This window comes from Methylocaldum gracile (assembly GCF_053646815.1).
Map to the genome: position 1 here is coordinate 1133147 of NZ_CM132196.1, position 22033 is coordinate 1155179.

Annotated in this window: 20 protein-coding genes; 11 read left to right on the plus strand and 9 right to left on the minus strand. The window is 58.3% G+C overall.

The window, feature by feature from the left end; all coding sequences use genetic code 11:
- Positions 1–451: 451 nt before the first annotated feature.
- The 4 genes from ACWJJK_RS05020 to ACWJJK_RS05035 all read right to left on the minus strand — a co-directional run bounded on the left by ACWJJK_RS05020 (position 452) and on the right by ACWJJK_RS05035 (position 3045).
- Positions 452–1483 carry an SDR family oxidoreductase gene (locus tag ACWJJK_RS05020; protein ID WP_156880673.1) on the minus strand — a complete coding sequence of 344 codons (1032 nt, stop codon included), beginning with the start codon at positions 1481–1483 and terminating at the stop codon, positions 452–454.
- 136 nt (positions 1484–1619) lie between these two features.
- The gene (locus ACWJJK_RS05025) at positions 1620–2060 is read right to left on the minus strand and encodes a DUF2383 domain-containing protein (protein WP_077729367.1); all 441 of its coding nucleotides are present in this window, start codon (positions 2058–2060) and stop codon (positions 1620–1622) included.
- A 43-nt stretch (positions 2061–2103) separates the two neighbouring features.
- The gene (locus ACWJJK_RS05030) at positions 2104–2622 is read right to left on the minus strand and encodes a hypothetical protein (protein ID WP_077729368.1); all 519 of its coding nucleotides are present in this window, start codon (positions 2620–2622) and stop codon (positions 2104–2106) included.
- Positions 2623–2853: 231 nt separating this feature from the next.
- The gene (locus tag ACWJJK_RS05035) at positions 2854–3045 is read right to left on the minus strand and encodes a CsbD family protein (RefSeq protein WP_077729369.1); all 192 of its coding nucleotides are present in this window, start codon (positions 3043–3045) and stop codon (positions 2854–2856) included.
- Between the two features lie 273 nt (positions 3046–3318).
- On the opposite strand from ACWJJK_RS05035, the gene ACWJJK_RS05040 reads away from it, so the two are divergent.
- The 8 genes from ACWJJK_RS05040 to ACWJJK_RS05075 all read left to right on the plus strand — a co-directional run bounded on the left by ACWJJK_RS05040 (position 3319) and on the right by ACWJJK_RS05075 (position 8821).
- Positions 3319–3477: a DUF1674 domain-containing protein gene (locus ACWJJK_RS05040; protein WP_077729371.1), complete on the plus strand. Its 159-nt coding sequence runs from the start codon at positions 3319–3321 to the stop codon at positions 3475–3477.
- A gap of 97 nt (positions 3478–3574) precedes the next feature.
- The gene (gene sdhC, locus ACWJJK_RS05045) at positions 3575–3943 is read left to right on the plus strand and encodes a succinate dehydrogenase, cytochrome b556 subunit (RefSeq protein ID WP_077729372.1); all 369 of its coding nucleotides are present in this window, start codon (positions 3575–3577) and stop codon (positions 3941–3943) included.
- Positions 3944–3963: 20 nt separating this feature from the next.
- On the plus strand, positions 3964–4344 hold the full coding sequence (gene sdhD, locus ACWJJK_RS05050; RefSeq protein ID WP_156880674.1) for a succinate dehydrogenase, hydrophobic membrane anchor protein: 381 nt from the start codon (positions 3964–3966) through the stop codon (positions 4342–4344).
- A gap of 1 nt (position 4345) precedes the next feature.
- On the plus strand, positions 4346–6133 hold the full coding sequence (gene sdhA / locus ACWJJK_RS05055) for a succinate dehydrogenase flavoprotein subunit (RefSeq protein ID WP_156880675.1): 1788 nt from the start codon (positions 4346–4348) through the stop codon (positions 6131–6133).
- 10 nt (positions 6134–6143) lie between these two features.
- Positions 6144–6926 carry a succinate dehydrogenase iron-sulfur subunit gene (locus tag ACWJJK_RS05060; protein ID WP_156880676.1) on the plus strand — a complete coding sequence of 261 codons (783 nt, stop codon included), beginning with the start codon at positions 6144–6146 and terminating at the stop codon, positions 6924–6926.
- Between the two features lie 90 nt (positions 6927–7016).
- Positions 7017–7301, plus strand: a complete 285-nt coding sequence (locus tag ACWJJK_RS05065) for an FAD assembly factor SdhE (protein ID WP_240502445.1) — start codon at positions 7017–7019, stop codon at positions 7299–7301.
- Between the two features lie 25 nt (positions 7302–7326).
- Entirely contained in the window at positions 7327–7680 is a 354-nt protein-coding gene (locus tag ACWJJK_RS05070; RefSeq protein ID WP_133717410.1) for a protein YgfX, read from the plus strand.
- 448 nt (positions 7681–8128) lie between these two features.
- Positions 8129–8821 (plus strand): 2OG-Fe dioxygenase family protein, encoded by a 693-nt coding sequence (locus tag ACWJJK_RS05075; protein WP_156880677.1) that lies wholly within the window; start codon positions 8129–8131, stop codon positions 8819–8821.
- A gap of 479 nt (positions 8822–9300) precedes the next feature.
- Here ACWJJK_RS05075 and ACWJJK_RS05080 read toward each other — a convergent pair whose 3' ends face one another.
- Positions 9301–11040 (minus strand): phosphohexomutase domain-containing protein, encoded by a 1740-nt coding sequence (locus ACWJJK_RS05080; RefSeq protein WP_156880678.1) that lies wholly within the window; start codon positions 11038–11040, stop codon positions 9301–9303.
- A gap of 288 nt (positions 11041–11328) precedes the next feature.
- On the opposite strand from ACWJJK_RS05080, the gene ACWJJK_RS05085 reads away from it, so the two are divergent.
- Positions 11329–12582 (plus strand): cysteine desulfurase-like protein, encoded by a 1254-nt coding sequence (locus ACWJJK_RS05085; RefSeq protein ID WP_156880679.1) that lies wholly within the window; start codon positions 11329–11331, stop codon positions 12580–12582.
- A gap of 176 nt (positions 12583–12758) precedes the next feature.
- Here ACWJJK_RS05085 and ACWJJK_RS05090 read toward each other — a convergent pair whose 3' ends face one another.
- Positions 12759–13874: a YncE family protein gene (locus tag ACWJJK_RS05090; protein ID WP_156880680.1), complete on the minus strand. Its 1116-nt coding sequence runs from the start codon at positions 13872–13874 to the stop codon at positions 12759–12761.
- 515 nt (positions 13875–14389) lie between these two features.
- On the opposite strand from ACWJJK_RS05090, the gene ACWJJK_RS05095 reads away from it, so the two are divergent.
- On the plus strand, positions 14390–16972 hold the full coding sequence (locus tag ACWJJK_RS05095) for a transporter substrate-binding domain-containing protein (protein WP_156880681.1): 2583 nt from the start codon (positions 14390–14392) through the stop codon (positions 16970–16972).
- Between the two features lie 89 nt (positions 16973–17061).
- Here ACWJJK_RS05095 and glgC read toward each other — a convergent pair whose 3' ends face one another.
- Entirely contained in the window at positions 17062–18285 is a 1224-nt protein-coding gene (gene glgC / locus ACWJJK_RS05100) for a glucose-1-phosphate adenylyltransferase (protein WP_156880682.1), read from the minus strand.
- Between the two features lie 602 nt (positions 18286–18887).
- Here glgC and ACWJJK_RS05105 point away from each other — a divergent pair.
- On the plus strand, positions 18888–19490 hold the full coding sequence (locus ACWJJK_RS05105) for a hypothetical protein (RefSeq protein WP_454128709.1): 603 nt from the start codon (positions 18888–18890) through the stop codon (positions 19488–19490).
- A 206-nt stretch (positions 19491–19696) separates the two neighbouring features.
- Here the strand turns inward: ACWJJK_RS05105 and ACWJJK_RS05110 are convergent, their stop codons facing one another.
- Positions 19697–20038, minus strand: a complete 342-nt coding sequence (locus tag ACWJJK_RS05110; RefSeq protein ID WP_156880684.1) for a hypothetical protein — start codon at positions 20036–20038, stop codon at positions 19697–19699.
- A gap of 44 nt (positions 20039–20082) precedes the next feature.
- Positions 20083–21915, minus strand: a complete 1833-nt coding sequence (locus ACWJJK_RS05115) for a trans-sulfuration enzyme family protein (RefSeq protein WP_454128710.1) — start codon at positions 21913–21915, stop codon at positions 20083–20085.
- Between the last annotated feature and the right edge of the window lie 118 nt (positions 21916–22033).

Genomic DNA, 22033 nt, shown 5'->3' on the forward strand with positions numbered 1-22033 from the left:
GTATTCTTAGTTAAAACTCATGGTTTTCCGATAAACTAGAACTGCTGGTATATTCCTTTGGGCAAATCGATCTAAATACCTTGACGATCTGTGAGAAGGTAAATAAGACCAGGTTATGAATGTTTTTAAGAAGATGCTCTAAAGCGGCTGGCGAATACGTACTTGAAGGGTGATATGGAATAGTATAAGAACGAATATATTGCCCTTATGAACAACAGGCGGCCTGTTGTTTTGTCTCTTGTCTACAACAAGTTGGGAAAAAGACTAAAAATACAAAGCTAAGTTGCCGATCTCCAATGATGGTTAAACCGAGGCCCGCCTAGATACCGAGTCTTGATATAGGTTTAAGACCATTGATAGGGATTGAATATCCCTGATGTCGAGGTAACGATGGCTCGTACGTGCGGACATCTATTTCCGAATGAGACCCCGCCTCCGGGAGAGGTTCAGGCTATTTATCGGGATTCGGTAGAACGTTGCCGGCTTCGGCAGTTCGTGGCGTCGAGCGTCTGGAGGAGTTCAGGTAAAGCGCCGCGCCAAGACCGGCGAGCAGGGCCAAGGTGCCCGCAGTCCAGGCCGACTTTCGATAGCGTTGTTGATGGGGTTCCAGCCAGCCGCCGCGCACGGTGTCGAATTCGGGCATGGGTTCGAAAAGGTTTCCGGGCGAATCCGGTCCGGGCCGGTCTTGAAAGTGACGTCGCTCCACCTTTCTTGCCACCATCCGTTCCGCCAGCGGCGGCGCAAGATTCCACATGGCGATCATGCGCCCCGCGTTGCCCACGGTGACCTCCCTCTTCGGATGGCGAATCGTCTCCAAGATCGCCTCCGCTACGTCTTCGGGCGCATAAACCGGCGGCATCGCCTGAACCGCTTTTCCGGAGTAGTTGGCGGCATGTTGGAACAACGGGGTATCGATGGTTGCAGGCAGAATGGTGCACACGTGAATGTCGGGCGTATCGCGAAGCTCCATGCGCAAGCTTTCCGAGAATCCGGTGATGGCGAACTTGCTGGCGACATACGCGCTGGCATACGGCGCCGCCACTTTCCCCACTACCGACGCCACGTTGACCAATACACCGTAACCTTGCTTGTGGAAATAGGGCAGAACCGCCCGTGCACCGTGAACATAACCGAAGAAGTTGGTTTCGATGACGCGTCTAAATGCATCCGCAGGCGCGTCCTCGAACCGGGACAGCATGGTAACGGCAGCATCGTTGACCCACACGTCGATTCGCCCGTAAGTCTCGATGGCACGGCGCGCCAATTGCCTGACTTGCTCTTCGTCGGTGACGTCGGTCCTTACCGCCAACGCGCGTCCGCCGATTTGCTCGCATTCCCGCACCACTTCGTGCAATACGTCCGCTTGGCGGGCCGCCAGCACGACCGTTCCATGCTGTTCGGCGACCTTCATCGCCGTCGCTCTGCCGATGCCGCTGGACGCTCCGGTAATGACGATCACGGAGTCGGCAATATTCAATCGCATGGAAACGTCCTCTCATTCCAGCCGGGCACCGACTCGAAGATCGGTATAAATCGCCGAAACAAACGAGGCGCGGTGGACAGAGCGCCGCAGCGAGATTCCCTCTCTATCGGCTCTCTGCGGCCGCGCCGCAACAGGATCAGGTGGTCCCGATGAGCCTGTTCAGAACGTTGAGGTGTTGCTGTTGTCTCGGCAACAGCGTGGTTTGAATCAAGTTTCGGACATCGGCCGGAATATCCGCATCCAGCAGGGCTTCCTGGTAATCCTGAATACCGTTTTCCTCTCCTTGGCGGAGGGCGGTGAGAGCCGCCTTATCACCTAATAATTTGGCGCCGCCCATGACCATTTTGGACCAGGTTCCCCAGGCTCCGGAGTCCTCCGTGGGTTTGCCTCCGGACTGAATGATCCGCTCCCTGAGCTTGTTGGCGGAGTCTCGATGATCTTCGCAAATCGAAGAAATCTGCTGCACTTCTCCAACCTGCGGCTCATTACGCAATTTATCCAGAGCCTGTTGATAGGTTTCGACGGCGGATATTTCGTCTCGCAATAGGGTATTAAGTTTGGATTCGTCCCATGGCATATACGTCTCCTGATGTTTGCTCCGAAGCGAATTTGTCCGATGGTTAGGTGACGCTCGCTTCTCCGCTCACTGCGATGTCTTCCGCATTAGCCTGTTCGAAAATCTCTTTGGCTTTGGACCTTTGGTGGCTGTCAGTGGTATGCACGGAAATCAGAATGTTCCCGCTCTTGATCTTGCCCTCGTAACGTTTGGCTTCGTACTCCGGAATTCCCATGCCGACCAGAGCTCCGATGATTCCTCCGGTTGCTCCGCCGATAGCTGCGCCGGTCAGTGCCGCCGCGATAGGTCCGGCAGCGATAAAGGGGCCGACACCAGGTATTGCAATAGTGCCGATTTCTGCAAGCCAACCGAGCACGGCACCCACGCCCATGCCTGCGACTCCTCCGGCGGTAGCTCCCTCCGGTGCCTTGGTGTGCTGCTCGTGGGCGAAATCTTTGGTCGTGGACTTATCGGGAAAAAGGACGGAGATATCGTTGTTTGAAAATCCCGAGGATCTCAAACGATCGATAATCAACTCGGCTTGTTCTCTCGTCTTGGCGACACAAAATACGGCTTTTTCCATGTCAATCTCCTTATGAAAAGTGCGTGATTAGAATATATTGACGCAAGAAGATACCGAAATGGCTTGAGTTATATCTTGAATTTATCAGCAAAAGGTAACTACCTTAAAAGCGGCAATGCCCCACTTATTCTATTCAAGTAGTCGACGCGCTAACTGACGGTACATCCCTGATTGGTGGCGCTCGAGGAGCGTGGAAAGACGGCGTTACCGTCAGCTAGCCAAGTATTCGATTTACATCTTCATACCTTCTACTTGCCTTTCCGCTTCTTCACGGGCTATCCCGTATCTTTCCTGAATCTTGCCTATCAGTTTTTCTCTTTCGCCATTAATCTCGTCGAGCTCATCGTCGGTCAACCGACCCCATTGAGCTTTAATCGTGCCTTTGACTTGTTTCCAGTTTCCTTTGACTTGATCCCAGTTCATGACATTTCTCCAAATATTCGCCATCGACAAAGCATCTGCCCTGACTGGCTCATAACGTTGCGTACATATACGTATTGACGAAATATGTACCTTTCTTCGACCGTATTTATTCCACCGGTCGAAAGTTTGTAAAAGTTCGACAAAACCTCTCGCGAAAGATTCCTTACTGATAATATTTTCGGACGCCAGCCGCGAAGAGTGTCGCGAACGGCTTGTGATCACTTCCCTGCCAAGGTATAAAAGCCATAAAACAGGCTTCGGAGGAGTTGTGTCATGACTGAGGAACTCAAGTCCTCAAACAGCGATCAAGAATTGGAGAATGGGCAAGCGACAAAATCCGAATCGCAAGCTGCTCCGCGCAAGGACGCAGAGCGCCCAGAGCCTACCCGCTACGGAGATTGGGAAAAGGACGGACGGTGTATCGATTTTTAGTTTCCATGCACGCGGTTCTCGGCGCGTCCGGCAAAGATTGCTGGGCGCAGGTTTGCCATCGCAGCCAGGAACAAGACCCTAGGTGTTTCGCCAAGTTATGAGTGAGCGTCCGCTGTCGCCCCATCTTCAGATTTACCGCTTGCCGCTGACCGCGGTCTTGTCGATCACGCATCGAATAACCGGAGTGTTATTAAGCGTCGGCCTGGTTTTTTGGGCAGTGTGCCTGATGGCCGTCGCCGAGGGAGAGGCTCAGTTCGCCTGGATACAAGCCGTTCTGCGCTCGTTGCCGGGGCAATTACTGTTGTGGGCCTGGCTTTTTTCTTTGTTCTTTCATTTTTCCCATGGCGTCAGACATCTGATCTGGGACACCGGGCACGGTTTCGATCGTGACACTTTGGATCGGTATGCTTATTTGGAGTTGGTCGCTGCGGTGTTGCTGACCCTGGGGTTATTCCTACTCACATGATCACGATTTTCTAAGGGCCCATGAACTATCGATCACCGCTTGCCCGTGCCCGGGGACTCGGCTCGGCCAAACAGGGAACTCATGAATGGTGGCGGCAGCGGGTGACCTCTATTGCGCTGATTCCTCTGATATTTTGGCTTGCGCCCGTAGTCGTTTCGCTGCCTCATGCCGATTACGAGCAAGTCGTTCGGTGGATGGCGACGCCTTGGAACAGTATCTTCCTGTTGTCTTTCATCATTCTGGTCTTCTATCACGCCACGCTGGGGTTGCAGGTGGTGATGGAGGATTACATTCATACCGAATGGCTGAAAATGCTCAGCATTCTGGGCATGAAGCTGGTTTTTTCCTTTCTGGCGCTGGCGTCGCTCTATGCAACGCTGCGCATCGTGTTCATGGGGTAGCATGACCAAGGCCTACGAGATCATTCGCCATACCTATGACGCCGTGGTTGTCGGAGCCGGCGGCGCGGGTTTGCGCGCGGCGCTGGGACTGGGCGAAAAAGGTCTGAAAACGGCGTGCCTTACCAAGGTCTTTCCGACACGCAGCCACACCGTGGCGGCTCAGGGCGGCATCAGCGCCGCTTTGGGCAATATGGGCGAGGACGATTGGCGCTGGCATATGTACGACACGGTGAAGGGGTCCGACTGGCTGGGCGATCAGGACGCGATCGAATACATGTGCCGCGAGGCGATTCCCGCCGTCATCGAATTGGAGCATTACGGCGTCCCTTTTTCGCGTACCGAGAACGGCAAGATTTATCAGCGCGCTTTCGGCGGCATGACCACCCATTTCGGGAAGGGCTCCGCCCAGCGCACCTGCGCGGCGGCGGACTTTACCGGCCACGCCATTCTCCATACGCTCTACCAGCAATCGCTCAGGCACAAGGTGGAGTTCTTCACCGAATACGTCACTCTGGATCTCATCATGGACGAGGGCGAATGCCGCGGGGTGCTCGCATGGCGCCTGGATGACGGAACCTTGCACCTGTTCCGCTCGCACATGACGATCCTCGCAACCGGCGGTTACGGGCGTTGCTACTTCTCCTGCACGTCCTCGCACACCACGACCGGAGACGGCAACGCCATGGTCCTGCGAGCCGGATTGCCGCTCCAGGACATGGAGTTCGTGCAGTTCCATCCCACCGGGATCTACGGAGCCGGCTGCCTGGTCACCGAAGGCGTGAGGGGCGAGGGCGGTTATCTCACCAATTCCGAAGGCGAGCGTTTCATGGAGCGCTACGCGCCCCACGCCAAGGACCTGGCCTCGCGCGACGTGGTGAGCCGCGCCATGACGCGGGAAATCCTGGAGGGGCGGGGTGTCGGGGCGGACAAGGATCACATCTACCTGCATCTTGAACATGTCGATCCTGCGGTAGTCGAAGAAAGGCTGCCCGGCATCAGCCAGACCGTCATGATCTTCGCCGGCGTGGATGTTACGAAGGCGCCGATTCCGGTCATTCCGACCGTCCATTACAACATGGGCGGCATTCCCACCAATTACAAGTGTGAAGTGGTCACGCTGAAGGACGGCAACCCCGAGACGCCGGTGCCCGGCTTGATGGCGATCGGCGAGGCGGCTTGCGTGTCCGTGCACGGGGCGAACCGGCTCGGGTCCAATTCCCTGCTGGATCTGGTCGTGTTCGGGCGGGCGGCGGCATTGCGTTGTGCCGAGCTGATCCAGCCCAAGCGGCTCCACAAACCGCTTCCGCCGGATGCTTACGATCCGGCGCTGGCCCGCTTCGACCGGCTGCGCTACGCCAAGGGCTCGCGGAAAACCGCGGACATCCGCCTGGCGATGCAGAGGAGCATGCAGAGCCATGCGGGCGTATTCCGGACGGGCGAGGTGCTGCAGGAAGGCGTCGACCAGTTGAAAGGCGTCATGGACTCCTTTCAGGATGTGCGCGTTTCGGATCGTTCGCTCATTTGGAATACCGATCTGGTCGAAACCCTGGAGCTCGAGAATCTTCTCGCCCAGGCCATGGTGACCATCGCCGGAGCGCTCAACCGCGAAGAGAGCCGGGGAGGGCATACCCGTGAGGACTTTCCCGAACGGGACGACGAAAACTGGCTGAAACACTCGCTGCTGTGGCTCGATGAGCGTCACAATGTCCGTATCGATTATCGTCCGGTCCACCTGTACACCCTGACCGACGAGGTCGAAGTCATTCAGCCGCAAAAGCGGGTGTACTAGAGTAAAGGTTATGGGGCTTTTTTCACTACCCAAGAATTCTACGGTCAAACCCGGCAAGGTATATTCGGCGCCCGAGGGCGCCACCAATGTCAGGCGATTCGAAATCTACCGCTACGATCCCGAGTCCGGAGAAAATCCGCGCCTCGACGTTTTCGAGGTCGATCTGGATCGCTGCGGGCCGATGGTTCTCGACGCCATCATCAAGATCAAGAACGAGATCGACAGCACGCTGGCGTTCCGCCGCTCCTGCCGGGAAGGCGTGTGCGGTTCGTGCGCCATGAACATCGACGGACACAACACCCTGGCTTGCACCATGGCGATCGCCGATTGCCGCGAGGTGATAAGAATTTACCCTCTGCCGCATCAGCCGGTGATCAAGGATCTGGTGCCCGATCAAACCCACTTTTTCGCCCAATATGCCTCGATTCGGCCGTGGATTCAGACTCAAACGCCGCCGCCGGCCGATCGGGAGCGTCTTCAGAGCAAGGAGGAGCGAAACCGGCTCACAGGCTATTACGAGTGCATATTGTGCGCATGCTGCTCGACGGCTTGTCCCAGTTACTGGTGGAACAGCGAACGCTACCTGGGGCCTGCGGTTTTGCTGCAAGCCTATCGGTGGATCGTGGACAGCCGGGACGAGAACACCGGCGAGCGGCTGGACGAACTGGAAGACCCGTTCAAGCTGTACCGTTGCCACACCATCATGAACTGCACGCATGTGTGTCCGAAAAATCTGAACCCGGCCAAGGCCATCGCCGAAATCAAGAAGCTCTTGATCGAGCGGCAGCGTTGAGAGAGGGTGAAAAAAACGTGGCGCGCGGCCCATATTCGCTACGAGAAGCGCAGGCGTACAGGGGGTACGTTGAGCATCGCAGGAGCGAATATGGGCCGCGCAGTAGTTCTGTTCACCCTCTCTGAGCCGATGAAAGCGGCTCAGCTCCGATGGCGCTGTCGCCGCGGCATGCGGGAACTCGATCTGCTGTTGCAGCGCTACCTGGATAGTGCTTACGATCAAGCGCCGGAAACGGAAAAATCGACCTTCATCCGGCTTCTCGATGAACCGGACGAAAGGCTTTGGCGCTATCTTTATACCGACTGCGTCCCCATAGATTCATCGCTGGCCGAGCTTGTCCTCAAAATCCGTTCCGCCTCTCCGTCTTCTTCTTAATCCGTCCCGCAGCCTGGCCGTCGCCGTGACAGCGGTTCACGCATTGGCGGCGTTTGCGTCCCTGGCCAACCCGCTGCCGGCGTGGACGAGGCTGGGGCTGCTCGGCGCCGTGTTGTTCAGTTTGTTCCTTTGTCGTAGGGAATATTCATTGAATCCGGCCGTCAGGGAACTGGTCCTCAAACCGGGAGGCGAATGCGAGATCTTCCTGCGGTCCGGTATGCAATCCGGAACCGTGCTGGACAGCAGCATCGTCACCACGTGGATAGTCATTTTGCACATTAAAACCGAAACGAAGACACACGCCGTTACGGTGTGCCGCGACGGCATGGACGCCGAGTCCTTCCGGATGCTTCGGGTCTATCTTCGCTGTCGGTATTAGTTTGCGATCGATGGGGTTCGCAGGTTCAGCCGATCCTCTACATACTGCGATTGGAAAATCAGAAAGCGCACAAGACATGATGCCGCTAAATTGCCGGAAGAATATTGAAATGGCGCTGATCGAATACGCATCCTGGCACATATTCACGGCAGCCGGTATTTCTTGCAGTAGTCCGGGTAATCTGAAACTTCTGCCGAGTTTATGGGTCGAAGTTTATAAAATCAGGCGCGTAATCTGTTATCGGATATACGTCCGAACGCGTAACATTATGGTTACGATATTCGCATGAAAGTATCTCACGCTCTTATCGTGCCGATAAACACATAAACTGGCGATCTTATGCCATGTTATAAAGTACTAGGCACGCAGAACTGTTCTACGACGACAAACGGTATCAGGAATTCAAGAGAATAGTGGGAGGCCACCTTTTTTAGGGAGAGCGTGCCCTATGCAAAAAGTATTTGGATCGACTGGATTCGAATTCGGTTTTCTGTTCGTCATGCGGGCGGAAAGAGCCATGGATCCGGAGGCTTTTGAGCCGTTTTTCAGCAGTCTTCCCGTCGACCCTTATATCGAGGGTGACTATCGTCTTCGAAAGCTATCACGGTTCAAGGTTTCTAAGGATGGCATCGTTAAAATGCCGCATGGCTTTCTTTTCCAACCCAAAGAATATAATCCCCTGGTCGGCGGTATAAAACGAGAATTTTCCGAATTGGATGAGGAGCTCGTCAATTTCGGAATGTTCAAAAGCCTACTGTCGATATTCAGAGATTTTTGCAGTCTCGATATCGGTGCTGAAATAGGCGTTCATCAGATACGAACCACATGCTCCCCGGATAACTTTGGAAATCCGGCGCCAGAAGGTATACACAGCGACGGTGCCGACTTTGTTTGTATCTATTCTATTGACCGGAGAAATATTCAGGGCGGGGAAACGCATCTCTACAAAAATAAAACCGGTAATCCTGTTTTTGACAAAATCTTATACCCCGGAGAACTTTTGTTGATTAACGACCGGAAGTTCTTCCACTATACCAGCCCTATCCAGCCTCTCGGGGAGAGCGTTGGCCACCGGGACGTATTTGTTTTGACATCTCCGAGCTTGCTTATGGATTCCCGAGAAACGGCAGTTGACCGTTGAGATGGAGCGGAAAAGTCCTCGCGCATTTTTCACCGCGATTTAGCAGTGGGCATCGCAATGTGTAGGTCGGCAATCCTTTGCCGACAAAGTCCCTCGCCGACGGCGGGTGTCGGCAAAGGATTGCCGACCTACTTCGGGCGCTAAGCCAAACTGCAAAAGCGGGAGTTTTGTGAAGCAGGTTCCCAAACGGGAGCATGGGAAACCTGCTTTACCTGCGTAGATTCCGAAGGGGGCGCTTTATTAATCAGGCCCGTAAATACCCTCCTGGTATTTCGGGCCGCCGCCCAGGCCGGTTACACGCCCGGCCTGGGCTCACGCGGCTTGTCGCCGCGCCGGGGCATCCCTGCCCCGGATTAACCCGGCCTATATTTATAGGCCGGGTTAATAATCCCGATTCTTCGACGGGGCTCAGGACCCACGGCCTTAGCTTGCTTGAACCGCGACACCCGTGGTCGACTCTGTCCCGTCCGGAAGCCTCGTTAACGTACCAACCGCTCCAAGCGGCGCAGAATCCCGTCGGGTTCGGCCACCGCCATGCGGGCGATGGCGTCGGCACGCGCCTGAGTGTCCGCGACCGCGTAGATTCGCAGTTCGTCGGCGTTGCCGGAAGGCCGCAGATGGGCCACGTCCCCGTTGTCGAATCGTATGCGTACCCCGTCGATGAAGTTGAGCGTCGTAATGGCGCCGAAGCCGAGATCTGCCGTGAAGAAACCGGTGAATTCCCGCCGAATCGTATCGAGTTTAGGAACTTCCACATCCGCGGTTTCGAGTTTCCGGCCGTCTGTACTCAGCACCGAGGTACCGTCGGGCGAGAACCGAACCTCGCCGATGGCTGGCTCGGAAGGCGAGAAACGTTTGACGATCTCGAGGCCGACCGATCTCGGAAACTGCTTGAGCAGTGCGGCGCGGCTGTAGCGTTTGGGTAATGAAGCGAACAGCTCGGTTAGACCGAGTCCCTGTTCCCGGCCGGCACAAAGCACGGCGAGAATGGGCAGGACAGCGTCGCGCGTGGGCAGCGCCTTGAGGGTCTTGCCGTTCCTGAGGATATCCGAGCCGGTCAGAAATCCGCCATTGGCTTCCCAGCCGCAGACTGCTTTTTTGCCACGCGCGCACGCGGCTTCCATGCCTGCAATGACGAACGGCGACCCGATGCGCGTTTTGGGTTCGGTGATGTCCTTGAGTGCGCCCCGGTCTATGCCATCGTTGCAGCTGATCGGCACGACCGCGGCATCTGCCCCCAAATATTCCGCCGTAATCATCCCCACCAGATCGCCCCCGAAAAAGCGCACGGCGGAGGTTTCGGGATCCACGCCGAGAATCAGCGGACGATCGCTGTCGCCATCGGTGGAGACTACGGCATCGATCCGGCCGTGTTTCGCCACGGCTTCGTCGAACAGCGTCTGAATAACCGTGAGCTGTTCCGCATTGATGTTTTCGGTATCGATCGGGACGAAGGTTTCGCTGCGGCCGGCGACGACGACCTCGGCGCCGAGTTCGCGCAGGATTTCGACCACGAGATCCCGTCCCACGGCCGAATGCTGGTACACCAGGAGGCGTAGCCCTTTCAGCGACTCGGCACCGAAGAAATCCGCGTAGCGCTTGATGTAGGCGGTGGCGGCCTCGCCGCTTTCGGCGGAGAGTTCGAGGTGGCCAGCCTTGAACTGCCCGTGCTCATCGAACAGGGAATCGGCAAAAGACTGGCCGTATAGCTTTTCCCGCACCTCCCGCACCTTTTCGTTGATGGGCTGCTCATGCTGTTTCAGCAGTTCCCCGCGCGACGTGTTGGTCTTGTAACCGTTGCGGTCGAAAGGGATGTGGCTGCCCGTCACCATGATGCTGCCCTTGCCGCGTGACACGGCATAGTAGGTCAGTGCCGGCGTCGGAATGCGGCCGAGATTCACCGGCCTCATGCCGGCGGTGCGGATGGCGCGCTCGACGGCCTGGGCAATTTCTCCGCGCCGAGGTTCCCCGTCGATGAAGCGGCTGGAACTGGGGCGCAGATCGTAGGCGAAAAAGAAATCCTCGCCGCGCACGATGCCGCCCTCGGCAAGCGGCAACGACTGCAGGTATTCGAGCTCGGCGAGGGCGTTGATGAAGATTTCCAGTTGGCTGAGGTGAATCAGCAGGCCACGGCGCCCGCTGGTTCCGAATTGTAGTGTTTGCGGCTCATGCTCCAGCCGCGAACGAAGCGATTCTTCTCGAGGAATAACGGATGTCATGTTGGGCAGGTGTGTCCATGGTTCGAATATCGCCTAAGTGTTCCATCAACCGGGCGACTGGGCAAGCCGAGCGCAGATCCGACCGGGGAGAACGACGGACTTTGAAAAACTGGTCACAGGCTGATTTCAAACCAAATCGAAACCACCGCCCCGGATTCGACCGAAACGAGCGTCTCATCCTTCGCCGGCATCCTTTGTGTTAACCTGTCCGCGGCCCAATGCTAAGACCGACGAAAAACCGGTTGGCGCTCCGATGGACAGGCCGACCGTATCACAGAGGAGTCCGCCATGGCATCTTTTGATCTCGAATGGATACGTTCCCAGTTCCCGGCACTCGCTCAAGGCATCGGCAGCCAGCGCCTCGTTTTCTTCGATGGACCCGGCGGAACCCAAGTGCCTCAATCGGTGATGGATGCCATGAGCCGCTATCTGGCAACATCGAACGCCAATGCGCATGGCGCTTTCGTCACCAGCCGGCGGACCGATGAGCTGATCGCCTCGGCTCGCTCCGCAGTCGCGGATTTTTTGGGTTGCAGTGCCGATGAAGTGATCTTCGGCGCCAATATGACCACGCTCGCCTTCGCTTTCAGCCGAGCCATAGGGCGCAGCTTGAAGCCCGGCGACGAAATCGTCGTGACGCGGCTAGACCACTACGCGAATGTTTCCCCCTGGTACGCGTTGGAAGAAGTCGGCGCGGTGGTTCGTGTCGTCGATATCCATTTGGAAGACTGTACACTCGACATGAGCGACCTGGAGCGGCAGCTCAGCGAGCGGACCCGCGTGGTCGCGATCGGATATGCTTCCAACGCGGTCGGCACCGTCAACGACGTTGCTAAAGCGGTACGTCTGGCCCATGCGGTCGGCGCGCTGGTTTTCGTCGATGCGGTTCACTACGCACCGCACGGCCCGATCGACGTACGCGCTCTCGATTGCGATTTTCTCGCTTGTTCCGCCTACAAATTTTTTGGTCCGCATGTCGGCATCCTGTTCGGCAAACGCGAGCATCTCGCCCGCTTTCGGCCTTACAAAGTGCAACCGGCTCCGGATGAAGTCCCTTCGTGCTGGGAAACCGGAACCCTGAATCACGAAGGCTTGGCCGGGCTGATTGCGACGATCGATTATTTGGCGGAACTCGGCCGGCGTGTTTCGTCTTCCCCAGAAAACCGCCGCGACGCCTTGATCGTGGCGATGGAAGCAAGCCGGCAATACGAACGTCGCCTGAGCGAACGCTTGATTCAGGACCTGTTGCAAATAACCGGCCTGAAGCTTTATGGCATAACTGACCCTGCTCGCTTCGACTGGCGAACGCCGACCGTTGCCATAACCCTAGCCGGCCACACGCCCTATGCGGTCGCCGAACGATTGGGCGATCGCGGCATCTTCACCTGGCACGGCAATTTCTATGCGCTCGGCCTTACCGAAAAATTGGGCGTCGAATCGACGGGCGGCCTGCTGCGAATCGGGCTTTTGGCCTACAACACCTTCGACGAGATCGATTGTTTGTTGAATGCGCTGGACGAAATCAGCGCCGCTTCGGCCTGAAGCGGCCGAAGCGGCACTTTTTATTTCCTGGTCAGCGTATCGTTCCGCCATTGCCGGTATGCGGGGCGATTTCTAAAACGATCCCGCGATATCGCCGATTGCTGTTTAGGACGGAATCTTCCCGGCCGTTTGCACAGCGATCACCGTTCGCGATCAAAGGTGCCGCTCCATCGACCCTATCGTCGCCGCTGTCCGTCCGTAGCGCCGTCGTCGTCGCCTTCATCATTATCGTGATCGTTGCCGCCGTCGGTCGGCGTAGCGACGGCTACCCCTGTCGGCTCCACGATATTCGGATCGGTAATGGAAGTCAGCAAGGCGCCGGTGTCGGCGTCGTACACGTTCAGGGCGTTGGCGAAGTATTCCGGGACGTACAGCTTGGTCCTGTTCGGATGCAGTGCCATTTGATCCATCCCGTAGAATCCGAACGTCACCGAAATTGGAATCGACAACTGCGGCCTGGCGCCCAATTCCGCTGTCGCGGCCTTATAAGAGAAAACATCCACGAAACCGTCGTAGCTGCTTCTGGCAAAAACCCGGTCCCCGGCCGGATCGACGAAGCCCGAAATTCCGAAGTTCCCGGATAGGGCGCTTGTATTGACTCGCTTCAACCCCGGCACCGTAAACGAGGTTATATCGCCGGACAAAGTGGTGACGACGAGACCCGAGCGACCGTCCGGGGCGCAAAAGACGTTGTTGGGTTCGTCATTGAGAGACAAGACCTCGCCGGTATCCGTTAAGGCGCCGTCGCCATCGATCGTCAGCCGGCGCACCGTCCCGCTGGTAGAGGTCGCCAGCACCGAACCGTCGCGGCAGATATCCACCGAATTGGTGTCGGAGTCCACCGATAAGGTTTGGATTTCGCGCTGGGCGGCGATATCGATGACCGAAATCGGTTGAACGGCGTTGCCATCGGACGCCACCAAATATTTGCCGTCGGGGCTGATCGACAGATCCTCGCCAAAATTGGAGATGCGAATCGGATTGGTGCCCTCGGCAAGGCGGGGAGGCGATGCGGTCAAGTCGATGACGGAAATTTCGTTATTGAAGTTGGTCACAAAACCCCATTTCTGATCCGGCGTGATGAGCACATCGCCGATGGTGCCCGGAGGTATGGGCACCGTTCCCAGCACGCTATCGGTATCCGCATCGAATACCGTGACCGTGGATTCGGTGTTATCCGCCACCAGACCGAGAGTCCTGGCGGAAACCGCGGGCGACTGTAAGGCCAAGGCCATGACCGCGCCATTGAGTACCGCCATCAGGCGCATCCTTTTTCCGTAGTCGTTTGTCATGATTATCCATCCCTGTCGATGTGAGAGACAGCCGCTGTTCATGCGGCCTCCAAGTCCACGCTGCCGCTATGGCGAGACGACCCCCGATAGGAATGTCTATCCAGTACGGCCTCGCAGCCGACACACGAAGTTCGGTCGGAGAAAAAGATGTAAAACCTTTAGACAGGTTTTGCATCGGACCATTCGCATCGGACCCGAGAATTTGCGTAGAGTGCCCGCACCTTGCGGTAGACACATCTTCCAGGCAGTATGGACACCAGCGCTCTTAGGGAAGCTCTATCGTTTCGCTGGTTTTCAGGCACGACGCTGGCGTCTGTATGCGGGACGGAACGAATCGCAAACGGGCTTTGAACTTAGAGCATGACAATCGCTCTATGGGGCAATGCTGTTTGAATTACAACAAACATGTTCTCTGCGATAGTTGAGCAGCGCGGCCGGGGTAATCACGCTATGCGTCTGACAGTGCGGTTTGGGAGACACAGCGCCGCGCTGTTTGCGGTTTCCAGGGAATGAACATGGACATCGCCGTGGCCGTTCGAAAAGACCTGGGACAGACTTGCCGACCCACCGTTCGGGTGCATCCGAAAGCCGGTTTCGGACTGAACTCGGCGGCGTGGTTTCGGCGGTGGCTCGTACCGTGGAGCGTGCGACTAACGCTCTTCCTGTGCTTGATCGTGCCCTGCTTGGTCCGGGCCGAGCCGGATCGTCCTCTCGTTGTCGGATCGGAGATCGGTTTTCCGCCCTATGCCGATGTCGATGCCGAGGGCCGGCCGACCGGCTTCGCCGTCGAGCTGTTCGCCGCGGCGGCTGCGGCGGTGGATATTCCCGTCACTTTCCGTCCGGGCCGATGGGACACCATCTGGCAAGCCTTAAAGGCGGGCGAACTAGATGCTCTGCCCCTGGCCGCACGCATCGACGAACGTGAAGGGCAAGTGGAATTCACCCGGCCGCATACCATCGGATACGACAGTTTCTTTGTCCGCAAGGATCGTCCGCACATTCATGCCGTCGGCCAGGCCCGCGGCCTGAGCATCATCGTCTTGCGCTCGGATGCCGCTCACCAGGCCCTCGTCAGCCGCGGCTTCACCCATCAACTGGTGATCGTCGACAATCTGGCCGACGGGTTTCGTCTGTTGGCATCGGGGCAGCACGACGCTGTGCTGGCGCCGAGGCTTCAGGGAAACATGCTGGTGGAGCGTAGCGGTCTCGCGGGTGTCATCGAAGCCGGTCCGCTGCTCAGGGATTACCGGCGGGAGTTCTGCTTTGCCGTGCGCAAGGGCAATACCGAACTGCGCGACCGTCTCGACCAGGGTCTGGCCATCGTCAAGGCGAACGGGGAGTACGATCGGCTTTACAGGAAATGGCTGGGCATCTACGAAACCCCGACGTTCCCGGTCAAACACGTCGCCTGGGGCGCGGGAGCGATTGCCGTCCTGCTGGCGCTCCTGGGCCTTTGGACCAGACAACTGCGCCGGCAGGTGGCGCTCCGCACCGCCGAACTGGGCCGGGCCGTCGCGGCCGTGCAGGCGGAACGCGAGCGGCTGCATGACGTGCTGCAGGCGCTTCCGGTTTCCGTGGTATTGCTGTCGCGAGACTACCGGATCGTGTTCGCCAATCGCTTCTTCGAACAGCGCTACGGCAAGGCATTCGGGCGGCGCTGCCACGACTACCTGTTCAACCGTGCCGAGCCTTGCGAGGTCTGTGAGACTTTCAAGGTCCTGAAGACGGACGCGCCTCTGGATTGGGAGTGGACCGGCCCGGACGGTTACGACTACCAGATTCACGATTTTCCGTTTACCGACACGGATGGTTCTCCGATGATCATGGAGGTCGGCATCGATGTCACCGAGATCAATCGGGCCAAGCAGGCCCTGAGGGAAGCCAATGCGTCGCTGGAACAGCGCGTCGCCGAGCGCACGGCCGAACTGGAGGCGGCACGACGGGAAGCGGAGGAGGCACGCGACCTCTTGCACGTAACCATGGACAATGCCCCGGCCCTGATGTCCTATATCGATGCCGACGGCCGATACCGCCGCGTCAACAAGGCCTATGAGCAATGGTTCGGTTACGGCTGCAAAGAGATGTATGGGCGTCGTATCTGGGATGTCCACGGCGAAGCCGCGTGGCAGTCCCTCGCTCCTTATGTCGAGAGGGCTCTGGCGGGAGAACGGGTCGCTTTCGAAATTCCGGTGTCCTACGCCGAAGGCGGAAAGCGCTGGATTCACGCCACGTACTCCCCGGATCTCGATGCGGCAGGGCGGGCCCGAGGATTCGTGGCGCACGTGGTCGACATCACCGAGCGCAAACAGGCCGAAGATGCGTTACGCGAAACCGACCGGCGCAAGGACGAATTCCTGGCCATGCTCGCCCATGAACTCCGAAATCCCCTGGCGCCGATCCGCAACGCCGTTCAAATCATGCGCAGGCTGGGGGCGGCGGATGCCAAGCTGCCATGGGCGCGAGACGTGATCGATCGCCAGGTCGAGCACTTGACCCGGCTGGTGGACGATCTCCTGGATGTCTCCCGGATCAGCCGCGGGAAGATCGAACTCAAGAAAGAACCGCTTGCCCTGGCCGATATCGTGCAGCGGGCGGTGGAGACCAGTCGGCCGCTGATCGAGGCCCGCCGGCATCGATTCGCCGTGCATCTTCCGCCGGAACCGGTCAGCGTCGAGGGCGACCTGGTCCGTCTGGCGCAGTCGGTGTCGAATCTGCTCAACAATGCCGCCAAGTACACGGACGAAGGGGGGCAGATCACTCTGACCGTCGAGCCGTCCGAATGCGATGTCACGATTCGGGTCCGCGACACCGGCCGCGGCATCGATCCCGCGCAGGCAGCCAGCCTGTTCGACCTGTTCTATCAGGTGGATCACACCCTCGACCGGGCCGAAGGAGGCCTTGGGATCGGCCTCTGCCTGGTGAAACGCCTGGTGGCGATGCACGGCGGCGACGTATGGGCTTTAAGCGAGGGACTGGGTAAGGGTAGCGAGTTTGCGATCCGCCTGCCGCGCTTGCCGGAATACCCGGCGGTTCATCCTCTTGCCGTTCGGGGCGGCGCCGGCGAGCGGCGGATCTCGCTGCTTGGGCCGTCATCTTGAGGTCGGGACGTAAGGCTTGCAATCGCCCCACGGCCAGTATCCGGTGCGGGTTGTTCGCGCCGGAAAGCCGGAGCGTTCCGGCCGGTCGGTCAATAGACCGAAGCCGGTCCGCGCTTGCCTTTCGGTACGATGGTGATCCGGGGCGGGGATGCCGGACTTTGGTTCTTGTCGAGATATCGTCCGTCGCCGATGACGGAACCGGGCGGAATGATGTTGTAGCGATCGACGATGGTCCGGCGAAGTTTCGAGCCCCGGCCGATGACGGTGTAATCCATGATGATGCACTCGTCGATATCCGCGTCCGGCTCGACGATCACTTCGCGCCGAATCACCGAACGGTTGATCCTGGCGCCCCGGATAATGGTGCCCGCGCCGAGAATGCTGTTCCGGACTTCGCCGTCGATGATGCGGGTGTCCGGGCCGAGATAATTGTCGGAATAGATCGGCCAGCTCGGATTGAAAATTTCAAAGCGCGGCTCCTCGCCCAGCATATCCATATGGGCCGCGAAATAAGCGTCAATCGTGCCGACATCGCGCCAGTAAGGCTGCTCTTCGTACGGTTTGATTCCGGGGACCTGGTTCAAGGCGAAATCGTAAACGCACACCTTATGCGTGTGGATCAGCCGCGGCAGGACGTCCCGCCCGAAATCCTGTTCGCTGCACGGCCGAATGGCTTTGAGCGTGTCGATCAATACCTCGGTGCTGAAGATGTAATTGCCCATGGACGCGAGCGCTCTCCGGGGATTGCCGGGCATCGGCCTCGGACTGGCCGGTTTTTCCTCGAACTCCGCCACCCGCCCGGCATGATCGGGACGGATGATGCCGAAGGCCGAGCATTGCTCCAGCGGCATGGGCAGAGCGGCGACGGTGACATCCGCGTGTTGATCGAGATGAAAGCGGACCATTTGATTGATGTCCATGCGATAGACGTGATCGGACCCGAACACGGCCACCACGTCGGGGCGATGATGTTCGATCAGCCCCAGATTCTGGTGGACCGCATCGGCGGTGCTTTGGAACCAGTCCGGTCCGTCCCGCATCTGGGGGGGCACGACGGTGACGAAATGTCCCGCAATCAAATGAGATATCGACCAAGCCCTGCGCACATGCTCGATCAAGGATTGGGACTTGTATTGGACGAGCAGGTAAATCGAATGGATTTCGGAGTTGACCAGATTGCTCAGCACGAAATCCACGATGCGATACCGGCCGCCGAACGGAACCGCCGGTTTCGAACGTTCAGCCGTGAGTGGAAGAAGGCGGTTGCCCGCGCCGCCGGCCAAGACCATGGCCAAGACTTTGGGGGGCGCCATTGTTAGGCCTCTGTTGTTTTAGTTGAACAGCTTGGATAGCAAACGAACACGATTCTCTTTCCGGGTGTCCCAGGCAATACGGATGATTACTGACGGCTAGCCCGCATTTCTCACACCTCTTCGTCGCGAGGGCGTCGAGGCGCGCCGCACGGACCGAGCGACGGCGTAGTGGTAGGTCGGCAATCCTTTGCCGACGAATGTGTGTCGGGAAAGGATTCCCGACCTACGACGTCGAGCCGGCGAGAGGGGCGAGGCGGAGAAGCCCATCCTCCGCTGAAGGATGGGCCCGCCGAGCGGGCGGCCAAGGAAGTCCGCCCTGGACGTTGTGCGCAACCGGAGGGCGCAGCGCAAAGACGGTGCGCCACAGCGAGCGAAGCGACCGTTTGCGATTGGAAGGGCCGCGACTAAAGCGACCGTTTGCGATTGGAGGGATGTGAGATATGCGGGCTGGACCTTGTCGGCAATTTCCGCCACGATTTGCCTCCTTATGAACGCGACGGGTTCGGTATGTCTCGGCAGAGACCTGCTCGAGGAACGCTTTAACTGGTACCAGACTCCAAGCCAGGTCTTTAACCGATCCATATCCCTAAGGTATCAACGCGATGTCCATGTTCAGGTTTTTGCCCGGAATCCTCGTCGTGGAAGCGGCGACGGTCGGCGTGGTAGTGGCGGCGAGAGGGGCTTCCGGCGAGACGGACTGGGTTCCGCTCGGGTTGCTCGCCTTCATCATCACGCTGCTGATTTCCGTGTGGTTCGGCTCTATCGCCGATCATGTGAAGAAAGACGCACTGGCCGAAGCCCGGAACAGCTTTGCCCGAGAACGGGAGAATCTCTTGGTCGCCGCGGAAACCGATAAGCGGGCGACGCTCGAGGAAACTCATCAGCGGCTGGTCCGCGAAGTGAGCCGTGCCAACCGTAGGGCCAATATCAAACTCGGCCTCGGACTTTTCGCTCTCCTGAGCGTTGGAGCGATCCTCTTGGCTATCGAGTTGGTGACGGTGGCTTTGCTGACGTTCGCCGCTGCCGGCGGCGCGGTCGCGGGTTATCTCGTTCGCAGCCGGCAGGACTCCCTGGCGTACCAGCAGAAGACTGGCCAAGGCGCGCCGCCTCAGCTCGATCGCGTGATCGAGGTCAAGCAGGCGAAACCGATGTCGCGCCGCCTCATTCGGCAGAGACGTCGGGACGAAGAGAATGATGGGCGTTAGACGGTATGTGGGAGCGGGCTTCAGCCCGCGACTGAAGGCGCCGAACAGATCGCAGGTCGGCAATCCTTTGCCGACAAGGCCCGCTTGCCGACCCAGGGTGTCGGGAAGGGATTCCCGACCTACTATAGCCAGGAAGTGCTATACCAGACCGGAAAATGTGGGAGCCGTGCGCCGCTTTAGCGGATGCACGACATATACCGCCTTCGCTACAGGCGAGCTCCGGCCGACGGCCGTTTACACCGGATCACGATCGTTTTTTCGACGATGGGCGCCGTTTTTCCCTGCCGGATGGCTCCCGTCACCATATCGAAAATTTCATTCATCTGCCGTTCATCGTTTAAACCGATTTCGTCGTATCCCCGCGTCCCGCAGAGATCGCCGGCCTTCCGATAGCAGCTGTCTTTCGCGAGCCCTCGCTCTTCGCAGGTGATCTGATAGGCCGGTTCGCCGCTGGGCAAATAAATGGACCTTGCGGTCGGCTCCGACAACGAGTGGGCGCATCCCGTCAGCCCGCAAATCAAGCACATCATGCCCAGCCGATTTTTCATGGATTCGCGCCTCATCTAAGCCTGGAGTTCCTTAGAATTATATTTCACTCGGAGCTTTGAGCGGTCTTCGCCTCGATATATTTCCGGTGCGAATCCAGATAAGTCGTTCGAACCAGCTCCCGCGCCGCCGCCCAGGATCCGAAGCCTTCGGAGAAACCCGGTACGACCGGGTCGATCGTCAGCCGGGCCGTGCCGATCAAATGCAGGATCAGATCGAGCGGATCTTCGTCGCCGACGGCGACGCGAATGGTGGTCGGCGAGATGCCGGCTTCGCGCAGCGCCTTTTCGTCCAGTTCCGAATGCGTGGTCAGGGCCGGACAGGCCACGATCGTGTTGCTCTGGCCGAGGCTGATCATATGGCCGAAAGTCGGCGACAGGTTGTCGAAGAACCGCTGGAAAGCTTCCCGAGGCAAATCGCCCATATCCAGGGTGAACAGCGGTGCGGGCAGCCCGAGCGTCGCGGTCCTCTTCATGATCAAGCGGTTGGGATTGTCGGGCAGCGCATTGCAGTGGACCGTGATATTCGGATGGGCGGCCAAGAACCGCGCGAGTATCTGCGTGTTGATGCATTTCTTGAGCATGCGCACATCCAGCGTACGCAGTCCCTGGAGTACGTCGAAAGCGGCATCGGCGTTGAGAAACGCGCCCTTGACGTAATACACGTTCCAGAACAGGGTTTCGTTCCACGGGACGCCGTTCATCGAATCGCCTTTGGGGGTGAACATGTCTTCGTTGCGCCCGATGACGACGCCGGCGATGACCGAGCCGCTGCCGGAAAGATCCTTGGTATAGCTGTGGATGACGAAATCCGGGCGCTCCGCGCGATCTTTGCGCTGCAGCGGGGTGTAGAGGAAGGGTGTGCCGACGGTGGAATCGAGGATGACGCGCAGTCCGAGCCGGTGGGCTTCCCGGCAAATGGCCGGCACGTCCAGCACATAGCCGTGCGGGTTGCACGGCGATTCGAGGTAGACGTAGGCGCGCCGCCCGGCCGAGAAACGGTCGGCGTATCCGGCGAGAGCACGCTGCCAGGCTTTCAGGAAATCGTCGACGGTATAGCCGTCGAAGGTTTCGACGGCGATTTCCAGGTTCGCAGATTTAGCGAACCAGTGGTGGATGAGCTGATGAGTGCCGCCGTAGACATTACGGCTGGTGATCAGAATGTCGTCGCGTCCGAGAACGTGCGACAGCACTCCGTCGATGGCGGCCATTCCGCTGTTGAAGTTCCAGGCGAAATACTCGTTAGCATAAGGTCCGGCTTCAAGATCGACGATGTGATGGGCCAATGCGATCGATGTCGGGTTAAGCAGTCGCGAATAGATTTCCAGAAGCCGCTCCTTGCCCTGGAAGGCGTCTTCTATCCACTCGGCGCAGGCGTAGACGTACGTCGCCGTGCGGGTAATGACCGGATTCGCGGAGAAAATCGCGGGAACGTTGTCGAAGACGCTGTAAGGTCCTTTGCTGGCGGTCGTCGCGGTACTGTAATTCAGGCTCTGGTAACAGCGCCGGTTAGGGCGCTGCAAGTTGTCGAGCAATTTCGCCAGTTGAAACGAGAGGAACTTTTTCGCGTTGAAATAGGCGATCCGGTCGGAGCGATCCAGGCTTTGAATGGTCTCTGCGGTTTCGACCCAAAGCCGGTCGATATCGGCGCAGCTCTCGTACATCCGCCGCGACACGCGTGCCAGCGTTTGGCCGAAAGTCGTTTGGGGATCGATACCGAAATGGGCGAGCTGTTCCCCTACCAGTTCATCTAACGAGCGAGCCGCCGTCGATTTCCGTCGTGGCGAAAGAATGCGCAGGCGATCGATGCTCTCGGAGGCATCGCCCGGCTGCGCCGGTTCACGGGGCCTCGGAGGCGAAGCTAATCCGGTGTTGTCCATAATTCGACTCTTCCTCTTGATCTAGCTTGCAATGAGGCGACGGCCGATCGGTCGCCTTCGGCAATCATTAGACCAAATCGGCGGTCGATCCGCTCGCATAAGGTGCTGTTGCGCCCCT

Bases quoted from the DNA above. Each gene is read 5' to 3' on its own strand.
- ACWJJK_RS05115 (WP_454128710.1), bottom strand. From the start codon at position 21,915: ATGGACAACACCGGATTAGCTTCGCCTCCGAGGCCCCGTGAACCGGCG.
- sdhA (WP_156880675.1), top strand. From the start codon at position 4,346: ATGACCAAGGCCTACGAGATCATTCGCCATACCTATGACGCCGTGGTT.
- glgC (WP_156880682.1), bottom strand. From the start codon at position 18,285: ATGGCGCCCCCCAAAGTCTTGGCCATGGTCTTGGCCGGCGGCGCGGGC.
- ACWJJK_RS05035 (WP_077729369.1), bottom strand. From the start codon at position 3,045: ATGAACTGGGATCAAGTCAAAGGAAACTGGAAACAAGTCAAAGGCACG.
- ACWJJK_RS05105 (WP_454128709.1), top strand. From the start codon at position 18,888: ATGTCCATGTTCAGGTTTTTGCCCGGAATCCTCGTCGTGGAAGCGGCG.
- ACWJJK_RS05060 (WP_156880676.1), top strand. From the start codon at position 6,144: ATGGGGCTTTTTTCACTACCCAAGAATTCTACGGTCAAACCCGGCAAG.
- ACWJJK_RS05040 (WP_077729371.1), top strand. From the start codon at position 3,319: ATGACTGAGGAACTCAAGTCCTCAAACAGCGATCAAGAATTGGAGAAT.
- ACWJJK_RS05025 (WP_077729367.1), bottom strand. From the start codon at position 2,060: ATGCCATGGGACGAATCCAAACTTAATACCCTATTGCGAGACGAAATA.
- ACWJJK_RS05065 (WP_240502445.1), top strand. From the start codon at position 7,017: ATGGGCCGCGCAGTAGTTCTGTTCACCCTCTCTGAGCCGATGAAAGCG.
- ACWJJK_RS05080 (WP_156880678.1), bottom strand. From the start codon at position 11,040: ATGACATCCGTTATTCCTCGAGAAGAATCGCTTCGTTCGCGGCTGGAG.
- ACWJJK_RS05020 (WP_156880673.1), bottom strand. From the start codon at position 1,483: ATGCGATTGAATATTGCCGACTCCGTGATCGTCATTACCGGAGCGTCC.
- ACWJJK_RS05110 (WP_156880684.1), bottom strand. From the start codon at position 20,038: ATGAAAAATCGGCTGGGCATGATGTGCTTGATTTGCGGGCTGACGGGA.
- ACWJJK_RS05075 (WP_156880677.1), top strand. From the start codon at position 8,129: ATGCAAAAAGTATTTGGATCGACTGGATTCGAATTCGGTTTTCTGTTC.
- sdhD (WP_156880674.1), top strand. From the start codon at position 3,964: ATGAACTATCGATCACCGCTTGCCCGTGCCCGGGGACTCGGCTCGGCC.
- ACWJJK_RS05090 (WP_156880680.1), bottom strand. From the start codon at position 13,874: ATGACAAACGACTACGGAAAAAGGATGCGCCTGATGGCGGTACTCAAT.
- ACWJJK_RS05095 (WP_156880681.1), top strand. From the start codon at position 14,390: ATGGACATCGCCGTGGCCGTTCGAAAAGACCTGGGACAGACTTGCCGA.
- ACWJJK_RS05030 (WP_077729368.1), bottom strand. From the start codon at position 2,622: ATGGAAAAAGCCGTATTTTGTGTCGCCAAGACGAGAGAACAAGCCGAG.
- sdhC (WP_077729372.1), top strand. From the start codon at position 3,575: ATGAGTGAGCGTCCGCTGTCGCCCCATCTTCAGATTTACCGCTTGCCG.
- ACWJJK_RS05085 (WP_156880679.1), top strand. From the start codon at position 11,329: ATGGCATCTTTTGATCTCGAATGGATACGTTCCCAGTTCCCGGCACTC.